The organism is Ascidiimonas meishanensis, assembly GCF_037782385.1.
Lineage (GTDB): Bacteria > Bacteroidota > Bacteroidia > Flavobacteriales > Flavobacteriaceae > Ascidiimonas > Ascidiimonas meishanensis.
Genome location: NZ_JBBEXD010000007.1, coordinates 1 through 17,621 on the forward strand (window position 1 = coordinate 1; position 17,621 = coordinate 17,621).

The window sequence follows — 17,621 nt, forward strand, 5'->3', positions numbered from 1 at the left end:
GATAATTTGATATTAATAATTGATACTAAAAGATGGAGGGTTATTGTAAGTCTGGGGGAACTTAGAATTAGTATACTTTGTTATAGTGTTATCTAAGCATATGGATTAAATTTTAAACTCCTTCTTGTTTATTTATTTATTATTCTTATTTAGTGTGCAGACCTTATTGCTACTGCGCAAGGTTTTCTATATGCGTATTATTTCCCATACCTCTATCAATAAAGTATTGGTATGCATTGAGCAATAAAGTCTTTCGAATGGCATATATGGAAGAATCATGCGAACTTCTGTTGGCTGAATTCTTATCGTTTAATACAGTTTTATTTGTCATTGGATTTTCTTTTAAGTAAGAACTTGTGTAATTCTTAGTCTAAAGATAATACAACAAAAAGCATGTTTTATAAACCATTGTTTTTAATGAATGAACTAATGTTTTGGGAAGTATATTACTATAAATATTGTTCATAAAAGTAGTGTAACTATTGTTCATAACACTAATTTACTTAGTTTAAACAACTGTATATCAGCAATTTGAATTACTTTTTTTATTTGTAGGAAAATTTACAATAGTATACATCATTTTCTTAGCGAACTTGGTGGTAAGCCAAATTCTTCAGTAAATGATTTGGTAAAATAACTTGGATTATTAAAACCTACTTCGTACGCAATTTCGGAAATACTCTTATTGGTACGTTCTAAAAGGTGCTTAGCTTTTTGAAGTCTGAGAGAGCGAATAAAAATGGAAGTAGATTTACCGGTGAGAGCTTTTATTTTATTGTGAAGTTGAGTGCGACTCATTTCCATATGTTCACATATATCGTTGATATTATCTAATTTTTTTGAATCTTTATTTAATACCAAAGTTTCTAATTTTTGTATAAAGTTATCTTCTTTACGTATTACTGTATTCTCTGATAATAATAGGGATGTTTGAGATTTATATCGCTCTTGGAGTAGTTTACGTTGTTGTACGAGTTTTTCTAGAATAATAAGCAGTTCTTCTTTGTTAAAAGGCTTAATGAGGTAGGCATCTGCACCTTTTTTATAGGCTTCAATTCTTGCATCATCATCTGGTTTAGCTGTTAAGATAACAATAGGAATATGGCTTGTTCTAGGATCGTTTTTTAAAATTTCTAATACTTTGTAACCATTAACACTAGGCATCATTAAATCACATAAAATAACATCTGGAACTTCTTCAATAGCTAAGTCAATTCCCTCCTGTCCATCTTGTGCAGTAAAAAGATGCCAAAGTTCATTTAAACAAGTAATAAGATATTTTAGAACGTCTTTATTGTCTTCTATAATTAACAATTGTAATGCTTCTTTGGTACTGGATAGTGATTTAGTATTAAAATCATCACCAATTTCTAAAGAGCTGTTCTGAATGATTTCTAATTCTTGTTTTGTATGAGATAGAACCGGAGCTAGAGGCGCATTATTTTGGATAGGTAAAGTAAGTGTAAAAATACTTCCTTGCGCTATTTTACTACTAACGGTGAGACTTCCTTTAAGTAAATGCACAAGTTCTTTTGTAACCGCAAGACCAATACCAACGCCATCTATATTAGTGTTATCATTGTTTTCTACTTTATAGAATCTATCAAAAATACGGGGTAGTTCTTGATTGGGAATTCCTTGACCAGAATCAACTACTCTAATTTGCAACTCATCTTTAAGTTCATCTACTTGTAAAAAGACATCCTCTCCTGGTTTACTGTATTTGATTGCGTTAGAAAGCAGATTAGAAAGAATCATTGAAAGCTTATTTACATCGTAATCCATGAATAACTCTTCCGTTATACAAACAAAATGTACTGTAATATCTTTGGTTTTTGCATACGTATCAAAACTCTCAGAAATATATTTTATGTAATCAATAATATTACCTTGAATAAGGTCAACATTCATTTTACCAATTTCTAGTTTTCTAAGTTCTAGTAATTGATTCACTAGATGGAGCATATTTTTGCTATTTCGGTCTATTAGATCAAAATACTCTTTATAATTTCCTTTTGTTTGTTCTCGTAATTCTTTATTCATGCCAGAAATGACAGTTAATGGTGTTCTAAACTCATGTGTAATATTAGTATACATAGTTCTTTTAGCTTCATCCAGTTCTTTTAAGCGTACTGTTTCTAATTGATTTATCCGATAGCGATAGCCAATATAAAGAAGACTGAGTGCAGCAATTATATAAAAACCATAAGCCCACCATGTACCCCACCATGGCGGTAATATGGTAATTTCTAGAGATTTTCCTTTCTCATTCCAGACACCATCATTGTTAGTTCCTTTAACCCGTAAAGTATAGTCTCCAGGGCTTAGATTAGTAAAAGTGATTTCATTTCTGGTACCAATTTCTACCCAGTTATTATTATAACCTTCTAGCCAGTATGCATATTTGTTTTTAGATGGATTTGTATAATCTAAGGCAGCCATTTTTACAGAAAAATCTCTTTCATTATACCTGAGGTCAAGACTATTTTTATAATTAACTCCTTGAATTTCAATAAAGTCTCCGTTAGTATTATATTTTTTAAATTCTATTAATACAATAGGAGGGACGTTTGAGTTATTTTTTATAGCATTTGGATCAAAAAAGTTTAGTCCAACCGGGCCTCCAAAATACATTAAACCAGCTATATTACTTTTAAATCCCGACTGAACATTAAATTCAGATTGCTGAAGTCCATCCTCAGATTGATAGTTCCAAAATATTTCATTTTTCACATCAAATTTAGAGATACCATCGTTTGTACTTACCCATAAATTTCCATCTTCATCTTCTAAAATCTTATAAATTGTGTTGCTAGGTAAACCACTTTCTAAATTATAGCGTTTAAAGGTATTTTCTGCCATATTATATTTAAATAACCCGCCAGTGGTACCTATCCAAAGAACATCGCGTTCGCTTTGAAAAAGGCAGGAAACCAATTTTGCATCAGGGTCAAAAATATTATTTGGTTCATAATTCACCTTAATGAAATTCCCTGTCTTCCGATCTAAACGATGCAATCCTTCTGCATAAAACCCTAACCAAAGATTATGGTTAAGATCTTCGTAAATGGCGCTAACAACAGGACCGGGAATGGATTTATCATTTTTCGGGTTATATGGATAGGTTGTATAAGTTTCGGTTTCAGGATTAAATGCCGTTAGTACTCCTATGGATGCTAACCAGATAATCCCATCATGAGCCTCTTTTACAATATGAAAAGAATTGGAGCCTGTCTGATTACTACTGTCTAGACGATTTGCAAAAACTTTAAATTTATTGGTTTTAGGATCCAAACGAATAAAGCCATTACTTCTGGTACCTAACCAAATATATCCTTTTTTGTCTTGAGTAATATGCTGTACTCTAAGGTCACTATTATTTATATTTAAATAATCTGATAATTCTTCAAAAGATGTTACAGTACCAGTTTTGGGATCTAACTTAATCAGGCCCATTTTGGTAGTGCTTATCCAAATAAAACCATCTTTATCTTCAATAGTAAAAGAAAAGGAATCAGTTCTTGGGTCATTTGGATTTTCAAAAAAATTACGCTTATATTTAAATGGATTCGAATTTATACTATAATGAATCAGACCATTTTCCCAGGTGCCCACCCAAAAAGACCCTGTATTATCTTGTAATAAAGTAAAAGCTTGATATTTGGTAAAATTATTTTTAACAATAGATTCATTATTTGGTAATTTCAATGCACCTGTATCTGGATCAAACATTACCAATCCATAAAACTCAGTTGCCAGCCAGATTTGACCAGACTTGCCATGATAAATAAATCTGGTATTGGGATTATTTTCATCTATATTGATATATGAGTTTTGAAAATAACGTTTTACGTCTCCTGTTTTAGGATTTATACTATTAATGGAATATCCACTAAATAAGCACCATAAAATACCATTTTGAGCTACGGTAACTTGATTAATATTGTTGGAGCTTAGGCTATTTGGGTTAGATTCTTCATTACTAAATAATTTTTCTATTTTTTTAGTAGTAGTATTTAATAGTTTGAGTCCTGTATTAGTAGCAAGCCATAAATTATCTTCATTATCACTAACTATATCATTCACTATAACAGGTTTGTCATTATTACCTATTGAAATCTGTTCAAAAATATCTTTTGAAGAATTGTAGAGCTCAAGCCCCTTTTGATGCCCAATCCAAATGCGATTAGCCTTGTCAATATATACGACCTTAATAGCATTAGAGCTAATTTGTGTCGTATCTTTTTCTCGTTGTATATACCGTTTAAATTTGTCGGTTCTGGGATCATATTTACAAACTCCTCCTGCAATGGTTGAAACCCATATATTTCCTTCTTGATCTTCAGCTAAATCACTAATAAAATTATTAGATAAAGAAGTTGAGTCCATAGGATTACTTCTAAATACTTTGAAAGAATTACCATCATACCTGTTGAGGCCTCCTTGTGTGCCTACCCAAATAAAACCATTACTATCCTGAACAATAGTACTAATTGTTATTTGTGACAATCCATCTTTTTTATCAAGTACCTTAAAGTTAGAAGTAAATTGTTGGCCTAAAACAGTAGAGGCCGTTAAAAATAAAAAAGCATAAAAGAGTATCTTTTTATTCATTTTTAGATGTTTTATTAATCCTAAAAAACATGGTTTGCTAAGTAAGATATTTCGGAAAAATAATCATTTTCTTAGAGAACTTTTATGAATTCCAAATTCTTCTGTAAAAGAATTGGTAAAATAGCTAGGATGGTTAAAACCAATTTATATAATTATTTGGCTATGAGTGCTTTACTAAAAGCTCTAAGTATTATTTAGTTGTAACATTATATATTTATTTTTTTTACTTTCATAAAATTTGATAAACTATACTTAGATGAAACGTAGTATAATATATGAAAAAATTAGCAAGAATCACTACTTTCTAAGTGAACTCGGAGGAATTCCAAATTCTTCTGTAAAAGACTTGGTAAAATAACTAGGATTGTTAAATCCAACCTCATAGGCAATTTCCGATATGCTTTTATGGCTATGTTCTAAGAGATACTTTCCTTTTCGAAGCCTTAATGATCTAACGAAAATAGAAGTTGACCTTCCGGTTAATGCTTTAATTTTATTGTGCAGCTGGGTTCTGCTCATGGCTAAATCTTTACATAGTTGGCTAACATTATAAGAACGTTTGGTGTCTTCATACAAAATTAGTTCTTCCAGTTTTTTCATAAAAATATCCTCTTTGCCTAGTGTTATACCGTCAGAAAAAATAAGGTCAGTTTGTGATTGATATCTTTGTTGTAATACTTTACGCTGGGCTACTAATTTTTCTAGAATAACATGCAATTCGTCTTTATTAAAAGGTTTAAGTAGGTAAGCATCTGCACCCTTTTTATATGCCTCTATCCTTGAATCATCGTCTGCTTTTGCCGTTAGAATCACAATAGGAATATGGCTGGTTCTGGTATCATTTTTTAGAATATCTAGTACTTTAAATCCGTCAACATTTGGCATCATTAAATCACATAGAATAATATCTGGCACTATTTTAAAAGCTTTGTCAATTCCTTCCTGTCCGTCTCTGGCAATATCAAGACTCCAAGTGTCTTTTAAACACATAGAAAGATAGTTTATAATAGCGGTATTGTCTTCAATTATCAGCAATTGTAAAGTATCTTCTGGTGAAGAGTCTATTATTTCTTTAGTGAGATCAATAGAATCTTTTTGAATACTTTCTAAGTCCATCTCTTGCAACTTTGGAGATTGAACCAGAGGATGCTTATTTTGAATTGGTAGGGTGAAGGTAAAAATGCTACCTAGTTTATTTTGACTACTTACGCTAATCTCGCCCTCTAGTAATTGTACCAATTCTTTGGTAACTGCAAGACCTATACCTACGCCATCAATATTATCATTTTTATTGCTTTGTACTTTATAGAATCTGTCAAAGATATAGGGTAATTCTTTTTCTGGGATGCCCTCTCCCGAGTCAACCACCCTAATTTGTAATTTATCTTCAATTTGATCAATTTGGAGGTAAATATCGCTATCGGGTTTACTGTGTTTTATAGCATTGGATAATAAGTTAGATAAAATCATTAATAACTTATCAGGATCGTAATCCATGTTTAATTCTTCTGAAATACATACAAAATGGAGCGAAATCCCTTTAGTTTTAGCATAGGTTTTAAACGTTTCAGCGATGTATTTTAAATATGCTATGATATTACCCTGAATATAATGAACCTTCATTTTACCAATTTCCAATTTTCTGAGTTCTAGCAATTGATTCACTAGATAAAGCATATTTTGGCTGCTACGGTCAATAAGGTCAAAATGCTCTTTATGCGCTCCTTGAGCATAGTTTCGCAATTCTTTATTAATACCAGTAATAACGGTTAATGGTGTTCTAAATTCATGCGTGATATTAGTATACATAGTTCGTTTTGCAGCATCTAATTCTTTAATTCGAATATTTTCTAACTGATTAATTCTGTATTTATACACTGCGTAAAATAGACTTAAAATTATGATAGCATAAAAGGAGTACGCCCACCAGGTAAGCCACCAAGGTGGGAGGATAATTATTTGTAAAGATTTTCCCTCTTGATTCCAAATACCATCATTATTAGATCCTTTCACTTTTAAGTTATAGCTTCCCGGACTAAGATTTGTAAAGGTGACCTCTCTTCGGGTACCAATTTCTACCCATTTGGTATTATAGCCTTCAAGCCAGTAAGCATACTTATTTTTGGCAGGGTTTGTATAATCTAATGCGGCAATTTCTATGGTAAAATCTCTTTCGTTATAAGGTAGCTTTAGATGATTGAGGAAATTTATGCCTGGTAAAGTTGTGAAGTCACCTTTAGCAGAATGTTTTTCAAAATTGGTGATTACTATTTTAGGAATATGGGGATTGTCATGTATCTTTTTAGGATCAAAAACATTAATACCTTTATTGCCGGGAAGATAAATAGAGCCGTTTTTTTTATTTATGGAAGCGGACATGGTTTTAAATATACTCTGCTTAAGACCATCGTTTTTGTCATAAACTTTAAATGTTTCGGTTTTCGGATTGAATTTTGCGAGACCTTGATTAGTCGGGATCCAAAAATAGCCTAAATCATCTTCTATAATTTGATGAATGGTGGTATCTGGTAAACCCTCATTTAAACCGTAATGGGTAGAAGTTTTTTCTTCAATATTGTATTTAAAAAGCCCCCCAAAAGTTCCAATCCATAGCATGTTTTTTTGATTTTGATAAATACAGCTAACCGCAGAAGCTTCTGTGTTATTAATTCCTTTTATCTCATAATTTATTTTAGTAAAGGTATGTGTGTTTTTATTTAATTTGTAGAGTCCAACATCTTCAAAGCCCACAAAAAGATTTTGATTTTGGTCTTCATGAATAGTACTTATTGAATAGCCTGGCAGCTTAGCATCAGGTTTAGCGGCTACCCAAAAATCATAAACATATTGGAGGGAGCCCCCTTTTTTTTGTGGTTTATACCCAGCTAGGCGTCCTTCAGTTAAAATCCAGATAATCCCATCTTTATCTTCTAATCCATTTTGAAACTTGATTCTTATTGGGTTACCTTCCCAATCCTGAATTTTAGCATTATCAAAATAGCTTTCTTTAGTTTTGATATCTAAAAATGCTAATTCTCCTTTAAGAAATAGCCAAATATTACCTTTTCTATCTTCAATTATGTACGTAATTGCTTTATCATCATCACCTTTGTAAAAGTTTGAAGACAAATTCTTAAAAGCCTCCCACTTACCAGTTTCTGGGTTGAGTTTTATCAAACCCTCACTTATATCTTCAAACCAAAGGTAGCCCTTGCTGTCCGTTAAAATTTTATTGGGTACAAAATCAGAATAATCGTTAGATTTAGTTGTTTTTTCTTTAAGATTATAGTAAAATTCAAAAGGTTTGCTTTTGGCACCAAAATATGTTAATCCATCATTATTACCCACCCAGAGCGATTCGGCATTATCTTCTAATAAGGTGGTAATGTTCTTTATGGGTGGATAATTCGTATATTCAAATTCAGGTTTTAATGCAGTTGTTTTTTTTGTTAAAATTTTTAGCCTTGAATCTGATGACAGCTTGCTTAGAATTTTTCCGGTTTTAGTTTTGAATATTAAATAATGGCTATCAAAGTTTTTGGAGAGATTTTTTTCATTGTTTTCAACCAATAAAGGTTTTTTATCTTTATCTACGTAGGCAATACCAGAACCGCCAGCAAACCAAATTTTACCTTCATTATCACAGACTACGCTTAATACTTCAGGGTAACTATAAATTAATTTATTCCCTTTGGGGTTAATTACATATGATTCTTCATTTTTCAATGTTTCAGGGTTAAAACATACCAGTCCTGCTTCTCCGGTTCCTAACCAAAGTTTACCATCTAAATCTTCTGCAATAGAACCGGTTCGGTACATTTTTTTATTATCGTTATTTTCTGGTGGGTGCAAAACTCTTTCAAACTGGTCTTTTTTTGGGTTGTAAAGATCAATACCTTTGCGGTGTCCTGCCCATATTCGTTGTTTGCTATCTATGAAAACAGTGAAAACAGTATTTTCACTTATTAGGGTTGAATCTGAGGGAGTTTGTGTGTATCGCTTAAAATTTTCTGTAAGTGGGTTAAATTTTGAAATACCTCCACCATCTATAGCCATCCAAAGTTGTCCTAAAGAGTCTTCAGCGATAGAGTTAACCCAATTGCCTGAAATTGATGTGGGATCTTCTGGTATATTTTTATATGAAACAAAATGGTATCCATCGTATTTAAGTAATCCCGTTGAGGTTCCTGTCCAGATAAAACCCTTGGTGTCCTGAAATATTGAGTAAACCTGCTGATCTAAAAGTTTTGTGTAGGTTTTGTAAACTTTTTGTTTTTCCACCAATTCTTGAGCTGTAACGGCCCAAAAATTTGTTAAAATAAATAGAAAGGCTAGTATTTTTTTAAACATTTTAAATTTCTCTTTAAAAGTAAAAACATAACAAGGCTTATTTGTAACGAATTTAAAAGATACTTTTTAAAAGCGAATTCTAAAATGGTTTACGGATATTTTAAAATAATTTTTTGTTAAAAAATAATATTTAGTTAACTCTTTGATAGTCTTGTAGCATTTTTAGAGTTATTCCGAAATATTTTGAACTCATTTCTATAAAGCATTGGTGGTCTTTGATTATTGTTTTAGCAGGCTTTTACGATAGTCCATTTTCACTACAGAATACGCTATATGTTCATTTAAACTTTAATTTCAGTGCTATCCATACAAACCAAAAAGTAGCGTTGAATTTTGATTTCACACACTATATTTTAAATAACAATTTACTAAAAATTATAATATTAGATTATATTTCAAATAGTATCATTTTCTTAAAGAACTTGGCGGTAAACCAAATTCTTCGGTAAAAGACTTGGTAAAATAACTAGGATTGTTAAATCCAACCTCGTAGGCAATTTCCGAAATGGTTTTATGGCTATGTTGTAAAAGATATTTTCCTTTTTGGAGCCGTAGAGATCTCACAAAAATAGAAGTAGATTTGCCTGTTAATGCTTTGATTTTATTATGCAGTTGGGTACGGCTCATCCCCAACTCTTCACATAATCGGCTAATATTGCTAGCGCTTTTTGGTTCATTGCTTAATACTAATTCTTCAAGTGTCTGTATAAAATTATCTTCTCTACCAAGTTTAATACCATCAGAAAAAATTAAATTACTTTGTGATTTGTACCTTTCTTGTAATAGTACTCGTTGTTCTACCAATTTTTTTAAAATAATAAGCAACTCTTCTTTATTAAATGGTTTGAGAAGATAGGAGTCTGCCCCCTTTTTATAGGCTTCTATTCTAGATTCATCATCTGCTTTTGCGGTTAGAATCACAATAGGAATATGGCTAGTTCGAGTGTCATTCTTTAGAATCTCCAACACCTTGAAACCATCAACATTTGGCATCATTAAATCGCATAGAATAATATCAGGCACCATCTCAAGAGCCTGGTCAATTCCTTGCTGTCCGTCTCTGGCAATAGCTAAGTTCCAGGACTCATCTAGGCAAGTAGAGAGATATTGAATAATATTTTTATTATCTTCTATGATTAACAATTGTAAGGCTTGCTTTGATTTACGAGTAATCTTATTAGTCTTGGGATTTAGTTTATTTTGATGACTAATTTGAATATTATCTGAGTTAAAATCTTGAATGCCCTTGGGAGTAATAATTTGCGCTTTATTTTGGATTGGTAAGGTAAATGTAAAAACACTTCCTTGCCCCATTTTACTACTTACTTTAATTTCACCATTGAGTAATTGAACTAATTCTTTAGTAACCGCCAAACCAATACCAACACCATCTATATTATCTTGTTGTTTATTTTGAACTTTGTAGAACCTGTCAAAAATATGGGGAAGTTCATTTTCTGGAATTCCTTTACCGGAATCTACTACTCTGATTTGTAAGTGGCCATTTAATTCATCAATTTGAAAGTAAATATCACTGCCCTTAGGGCTATATTTGATGGCATTAGAAAGTAAATTAGATAAGATCATCAATAATTTATCTGGATCATAATCCATTATTATTTCCTTTGCTATACATACAAAGTGAAGTGAAATATCATTTGTTTTTGCGTAAGATTCAAAGGTTTCTGAAATGTATTTAAGATAAGGAATAATATTATTCTGAATGTAATTAACTTCCATCCTTCCAATTTCAAGCTGTCTTAATTCCAGCAATTGATTTACCAAATGGAGCATGTTTTTACTACTACTCTCAACTAGATCAAAATATTCGCTATAATTTCCTTCGGTTTTTTCTCGGAGTTCTTTATTAACGCCAGATATGATAGTTAAAGGGGTTCTAAATTCATGAGTAATATTAGTGAACATGGTTTTTTTAGCTTCATTAAGCTCTTTTAGCCGAATAGTTTCCAGTTTATTTATTCTATAATGGTATATGATATATAGTATACCTAGGAACACTAAGATATACAAGGAATATGCCCACCACGTTCGCCACCATGGTGGAAGAATTGTAATTTGAAGAGATCTCCCTTTTTTGTTCCATATTCCATCATTGTTGGAGCCCTTTACTTTTAGCGTATAGCTTCCGGGACTTAGGTTAGTGAAGTTCACTTCTCTTTTGTTGCCCGTTTCCATCCAATTATTATTATACCCTTCTAACCAATAGGCATACTGGTTTTTGGTAGGGTTTGTATAATCTAAAGCAACTATTTTTACCGAAAAATCTCTTTCATTATAGGCAAGTTCAATTTGGTCTGCATAATTTATACCGGGAACATTAATAAGATCACCTTTAGTAGTGAACTTTTTAAATTCCGTTAACATTATAGGAGGTACATTCTTATTACTTTTTATAGCTTTTGGATCAAAAACATTTAGTCCTTTTGTACCACCAAAATACATCAATCCGGTAATAGAACTTTTATATCCAGCTCTAATATTATACTCAGATTGCTGGAGACCGTCTTCTGCAAAGTAGTTTTGAAATATACCAGTTTCAGGATTAAATTTTGAAATACCACTATTAGTACTCATCCAAAAATTTCCTTCATCATCATCCAATATATCATATATCAAATTATTTGCTAAACCACTTTCTGTATTGTACTCAATTGTTGAGTTTTCAGTTATATTATATTTAAATAGCCCTCTAATTGTTCCTATCCACAAAATACCTTTCTTATTTTGAAAAAGATAGGAGATTGGAGGGTCTTCAGAAATAGAATTACCTTTCGTTTTGTCATTAACTTTTGTGAAGCTACCTGTTTCTCTATTAAGCTTGTGTAGGCCTCCGGCAATAAATCCAATCCAAAGATTATGTTCAAAATCTTCGTAGATAGCACTCACCATATTGCCGGGTAAAGAATTAGCATCTTTAGCATTATAGGAGTAAAATTTCACCTCTTCTGTTTTTGGATCGAAGCATGTAAGGTTTCCGATGGAGCCTAGCCAAAGTTTCCCATCATGGGCTTCCATGATGATATGAAAAGAGTTGGATTTTAGTTCTGTCTGTCCATCTAGACTACTGAAGTAGGTTTTGAATTCCTTGGTTTTAGGATTTACCTTAATAAATCCAGAATTTCGTAATCCCATCCAAATATTTCCATTTATATCTTTTGCAAAATCATGAACCCTTAATTTTTCTATCCCTAAAGAGGTTTGAATCTCCTTAAATTCATCAATATTGCCTGATTTTGGATCTAGCCTAAATAAGCCTCTCTTATCGGTGCTTATCCATAAATAACCATAGTCGTCTTCAATAATATTTCTAAAAGAATCGGTTCTTTGGTCATATGGTGATTCAAAAAAGTTTGGTTTATATCCAAAAGAATTCGCATTTAGATCAAAATGTAAGATTCCATTTCCAATGGTGCCTACCCATAAAGAACCATTTCTGTCTTGAATAATTGTATTTGCTCGATATTCAGATTGAGGATCAATAATACTAGATTCATTATAAGGAGGTTGAATAGTTTTATTTTCTTTATCTAGCCTAACCAGTCCCTTCACCTCAGTTGCTAACCATGTATTACCAGATTTGTCATGATAAATATATCTAGTTTGTGGATCAATTACCGCCGAATTTTCATTGGTTTTTTGAAAATACCTTGTTATGATGCCACTTTCAGGGTTAATGCTATTTACAGAATATCTTGAAGCAATAATCCATACAAGACCATCTTGATCTAATGAAACTTTGGTAACCCTATTATTACTTATACTATTAGAATTGGAGGGGTTGTGTTGAAATATTTTTTCAACTTTCTTAGTTTGGGGATTTAAAAGTTTAAGTCCAGATGATGTTGCGAGCCAAATACCAGTATTTATACTGCTTGTTATAGCGTAAACATCATTAGATTTTTTAGGGTTACTTTCAATAGAAATATTTTCAAATGCATCTATGTTTTCGTTATAAAGATCAAGCCCATTTCTATGACCTGCCCAGATTCTATTTTGCGCATCAATATGAATGCTATAAACTACATTTTCGCTTATGCGAAAAGCCTCATTTGAGTCATACATGTATCTCTTAAACAGATTGGTGCGTGGATCATATTTACAAACCCCACCACCAAGAGTAGCAACCCAGATATTTCCTTTTTTATCTTCGGCAATACCATTTATTAGATCATTAGATAACGTGGTTGAGTCTTTGCTATTGCTCCGAAATATTAAAAATTCGTTTCCATCATAACGGTTGAGGCCACCCTGTGTTCCAATCCAAATAAAACCGTTGCTGTCTTCAAGTAACGTATTTACTCTTACTTGTGATAAGCCCTTTTCTGTGTCTATTTTCTTAAAATTAGACTTAAACTCTTGGGCAAATAGCTGATTTATAAGTAATAGTGGTAGTATGAACTTGAGTATGTTTATTTTCATAATAATAAAACATTTAATTCCCTTGAATATTTTTATAAACAGAAGTAAAATTATATTTGTACTATTTTCTTAAAGAACTTGGGGGCAATCCGAATTCTTCTGTAAAGGATTTGGTGAAATAACTGGGGTTATTAAACCCAACATCATATGCTATTTCTGAAATACCTTTATTAGTATGTTCTAAAAGATATTTTCCTTTTTGAAGTCGTAAAGATCTTACAAAAATAGAGGTAGACTTTCCAGTAAGCGCTTTTATCTTATGATGAAGCTGAGTTCTACTCATTCCTAAATTTACACATAATCCGTGTATACTATTTGAATCTTTTGAATCTTCACTGAATACAAGCGATTCTAATTTTTGAATAAAAAGATCTTCTTTGTGTATTTCTTTATTGTCAATAAATTTTAAAGATGTTTGCACTTTATAATGTTCCTGTAAAAGTTTACGTTGTTCTACCTGTTTCTCCAGAATTATTAATAATTCCTCTTTATTAAAAGGTTTAAGAAGATAAGAATCTGCCCCTTTTTTATATGCCTCAATTCTTGATTCATCATCAGCTTTTGCAGATAGAATTACTATAGGGATATGACTGGTTTTGATATCATTTTTTAAAACCTCCAAAACTTTAAAACCATCAACATTAGGCATCATCAAATCACATAAAATAATATCAGGGATGTTCTCAATTGCTTGGTCAATACCTTTTTGACCATCATTTGCTATTTCAAGATTCCATTTTAAACGAAGACAATTCATTAAATAATCTACAATATTTGGGTTGTCTTCAATTATTAAAAGATGCAATGCATTTTGAGATGCAGGTATAATCTTAGGCTTTTTAAAATTTTTCTGAATATTAAAATCTTCAAATACTTTTGTTTTTATGGCCAATTTGGTGCTCTCTATCGCTAATGGGGCATTTTTATGAATAGGAAGGATAAGTGTAAAAATACTTCCTTGTTCTATTTTACTACTAACATTAATTTCGCCTTGTAGTAATTCTACTAGTTCTTTGGTTACAGCAAGACCTATACCAACACCGTCTACATTGTCTTGGTCTTTATTTTGAATTTTGTAAAATCTATCAAAAATATGAGCTATTTGCTCTTCAGGAATTCCTTTGCCTGAATCTATTATTCTTATTTTAATTTGATTAGGGAGTTCGTCTATTTGAAAGTAAACATCACTTTCTGGCGGACTGTATTTGATAGCATTGGAAAGTAGATTAGAGAGGATCATTAAAATTTTATCAGGATCATAATCCATTACAATCTCCTCTGTGATGCAAACAAAATGCAGCGAAATGCCTTTTGTTTTGGCATAGGCTTGAAAAGTCTCCACAATATATTTGAGATAACTAATGATGTTATCTTGAATATAGTCTATTTTCATTTTGCCAATTTCAAGCTTTCTAAGCTCAAGTAATTGGTTCACCAATTGGAGCATATTTTTGCTACTTCGTTCAATAAGATCAAAATAGTGATTGTATTCGCCTTTAGTCTGTTCCCTTAGCTCTTTGTTTATTCCTGAAATAACAGTTAGTGGGGTTCTAAATTCATGCGTAATATTTGTATACATGGTTCTTTTGGCAATGTCTAATTCTTTTAGCCGTTTAGTTTCCAACTTATTTATTCTATAGGTATAGATGCCATATAACAGGCTTAGAAACGCAAATGCATATAAGGTATATGCCCACCATGTTCCCCACCATGGGGGTAGGATGATTATCTGTAAAGACTTTCCTGTCTCATTCCATATACCGTCATTATTAGATCCTTTCACCCTGAGTGTATAACTTCCAGGACTGAGGTTTGTAAACGTAACTTCACGTCTGGTTCCAATCTCTACCCAGTTGGTATTATAGCCTTCTAGCCAATACGCATAATGATTTTTTACTGGGTTGGTAAAATCTAAAGCAGCAATTTCTATGGTAAAATCCCGCTCATTAAAAGGAAGCTCAAGATCATTTAAATAATTAATGCCCGCTACAGTAGTAAACTCTCCTTTTGCATTGTGTTTTTCAAAATTGGTAAAACCAATCTTTGGAATATGTTGGTTGCTTTTTATTTTATAGGGATCAAAAACGGTAACTCCTCTTTTTCCTGTTAAGTATATAAGGTTTGAAAAATCGCTTTTAAAGGAGGCCTGCCAATAAAATGAATTTTGCCCTAGACCATCTTTTTTATTGTAATTTTTTAATGCTTCAGTTTTAGGAGTGAATTTAGTTAACCCCTTATTGGTTGTTAGCCAAAGATTACCTAATCCATCATCCAAAATATCTTTGATATATGGATCAGGCATATCACCATTAACACCGTATTGTATAGATGTTTTTGTATTTGTATTGTATTTAAATAAACCGCTTGCTGTGCCAATCCAAAGTATGTTTTTTTGGTTTTGATATAAACTTAAAACTTGTTTTGCATTGGTATTATTGAGTCCGGGTATTTCATAATTGATTTTTGTGAACTGATGTGTTTCAGTATCTAAAGTGTGTAATCCTTCATCTTCATAACCAACAAATAAATTCCCAGATAAATCTTCAAATACGATGTTTGTGTAATAACCAGGCATTGGGTGCGCACCGTTAAGATTCATTCCGTAATGCCTATAGTCTTGATCAATCCATCCCTTTTTACCTTGCCCTATTAAAAAGCCAGAGTTGACGGGTATCCATAGCACTCCATTTTTATCAAAAATTCCTCCTTGATAGTCGACCATGGCTGGGGATCCATTATTTTTGACAATAAATGAATCAAAAATTTGGTATTTGCCAGACTCTGGGTTTAAGGAAATAATCTGTCCGTGTAGAAATAACCAAATGTTACCATCACTATCCTCTGTGATATCATTTAAGGAACTACCAATTTCTTTTTTTATAAATTTTGAAGATACCTTAGGGTACGTTTTTTTCTCTCCATTTTTTGGATTAATAGACATGAGACCTTCGTCATGATCTTCAAACCAAATTCTGCCCTTGCTATCTTCAAAGAGAACATAATAGGATGATGGTAATTTTTTTGTAGTAGCCGTCTTTTTTTTAAAATTCGTGTAAAAAGAAAAAGGTTTTATATGGGCACCTGTATAAATAAGTTTATTACTTCCTAGCCAAAAAGATCCGGCATCATCTTCTAAGAAAGAAAGAATACTTATGCCCGTCTCAAGCTTTAGTTGTTGCTCTATTATAAAATTATTTAGAGAATCTTTTTTAATTTCCTTTAGGTTACCATTAAACACTTCATGAAAAAAAATCCTTCCAGAATTTGATTTAAACAGATGATATTTATTGCTAATGTTGTTTTTATGATCTTCAAGGGCATTTTTAAGCAGTACAACTTTTCCTTGAGAATTAGTATCTACATAGCCAACTCCGGAATTTCCAGAAAACCATAATACCCCATTATTAAAGACTACAGATTTTATACTTTCACCAGAATCACTATTTTCAATAGTTTCTTCAGATAGGGTGTGATATTTTTCTATTTGCATAGAGTGCGTATTGAACTTTACTGCTCCAGAACCATCAGTGGCTAGCCATAAATTCTGCTCTTGATCTTCACAGATGTTTAATGTCCAGTAAGCGTAGCGATTTTTTGGCAGCTTTGGTTCTAATACTCGTTCAAAACGGTCTTTTTCTGGATGGTAAAGATCTAATCCTTCCCAGTGACCTGCCCAAATTCTATTTTCACTATCAATAAAAATAGAACTTACATAATTATGACTAATAAGCGTAGAATCTGTTTCCTTTTGTAAATAAGACTGAAAGGTTTCGGATATAGGATTAAACTTAGATACCCCTCCACCTTCAGTAGCAACCCATATGTTTCCTTCTTTGTCTTCTGCGATCGCATTAATGCTATTATTAGAAAGACTAAGGCTATCATTTGGAAGATTAGTAAAGGAGACAAATTTATTGCCATCGTACTTATTTAAACCAGACTGGGTGCCTATCCAAATAAAACCTTTCTTATCTTGTAAGAGACCAGTTATATAATCTCCAGATAGACCATCTTCTTCACTAAATACAGTTTGATTTGTATTAAAGTTTTGGCTAATTGCGAAAAATATACCAAGTAAGAATAAAGTAAAGACCAATACTACCTTTTTCATACATGCTCTTTTAATAGATTAGAGATTAGGGCAATCTAAATACTTGAGAAAGATTTACTTTTAAAAATACCTTTTTTGTTTGAATTAAAAAACTAAACAAGCAGTG

General features: G+C 31.9%; 5 protein-coding genes. All 5 read right to left on the bottom strand.

Features of this window, described 5'->3' with window-relative positions; genetic code table 11:
* Nucleotides 1–169 precede the first annotated feature (169 nt).
* Entirely contained in the window at nt 170–331 is a 162-nt protein-coding gene (locus WBG07_RS13565; RefSeq protein WP_340202060.1) for a hypothetical protein, read from the bottom strand.
* 245 nt (nt 332–576) lie between these two features.
* Nucleotides 577–4,614, bottom strand: a complete 4,038-nt coding sequence (locus tag WBG07_RS13570; protein WP_340202061.1) for a two-component regulator propeller domain-containing protein — start codon at nt 4,612–4,614, stop codon at nt 577–579.
* 297 nt (nt 4,615–4,911) lie between these two features.
* Complete coding sequence (locus WBG07_RS13575) at nt 4,912–8,964, bottom strand: hybrid sensor histidine kinase/response regulator transcription factor (RefSeq protein WP_340202062.1); 4,053 nt, start codon at nt 8,962–8,964, stop codon at nt 4,912–4,914.
* 405 nt (nt 8,965–9,369) lie between these two features.
* Nucleotides 9,370–13,404 (bottom strand): two-component regulator propeller domain-containing protein, encoded by a 4,035-nt coding sequence (locus WBG07_RS13580; RefSeq protein ID WP_340202063.1) that lies wholly within the window; start codon nt 13,402–13,404, stop codon nt 9,370–9,372.
* A gap of 61 nt (nt 13,405–13,465) precedes the next feature.
* Nucleotides 13,466–17,515 carry a two-component regulator propeller domain-containing protein gene (locus tag WBG07_RS13585; protein WP_340202064.1) on the bottom strand — a complete coding sequence of 1,350 codons (4,050 nt, stop codon included), beginning with the start codon at nt 17,513–17,515 and terminating at the stop codon, nt 13,466–13,468.
* Between the last annotated feature and the right edge of the window lie 106 nt (nt 17,516–17,621).

Coding starts and splice junctions, on each gene's coding strand:
- WBG07_RS13565 (WP_340202060.1), bottom strand. CDS start 331: ATGACAAATAAAACTGTATTAAACGATAAGAATTCAGCCAACAGAAGT.
- WBG07_RS13570 (WP_340202061.1), bottom strand. CDS start 4,614: ATGAATAAAAAGATACTCTTTTATGCTTTTTTATTTTTAACGGCCTCT.
- WBG07_RS13575 (WP_340202062.1), bottom strand. CDS start 8,964: ATGTTTAAAAAAATACTAGCCTTTCTATTTATTTTAACAAATTTTTGG.
- WBG07_RS13580 (WP_340202063.1), bottom strand. CDS start 13,404: ATGAAAATAAACATACTCAAGTTCATACTACCACTATTACTTATAAAT.
- WBG07_RS13585 (WP_340202064.1), bottom strand. CDS start 17,515: ATGAAAAAGGTAGTATTGGTCTTTACTTTATTCTTACTTGGTATATTT.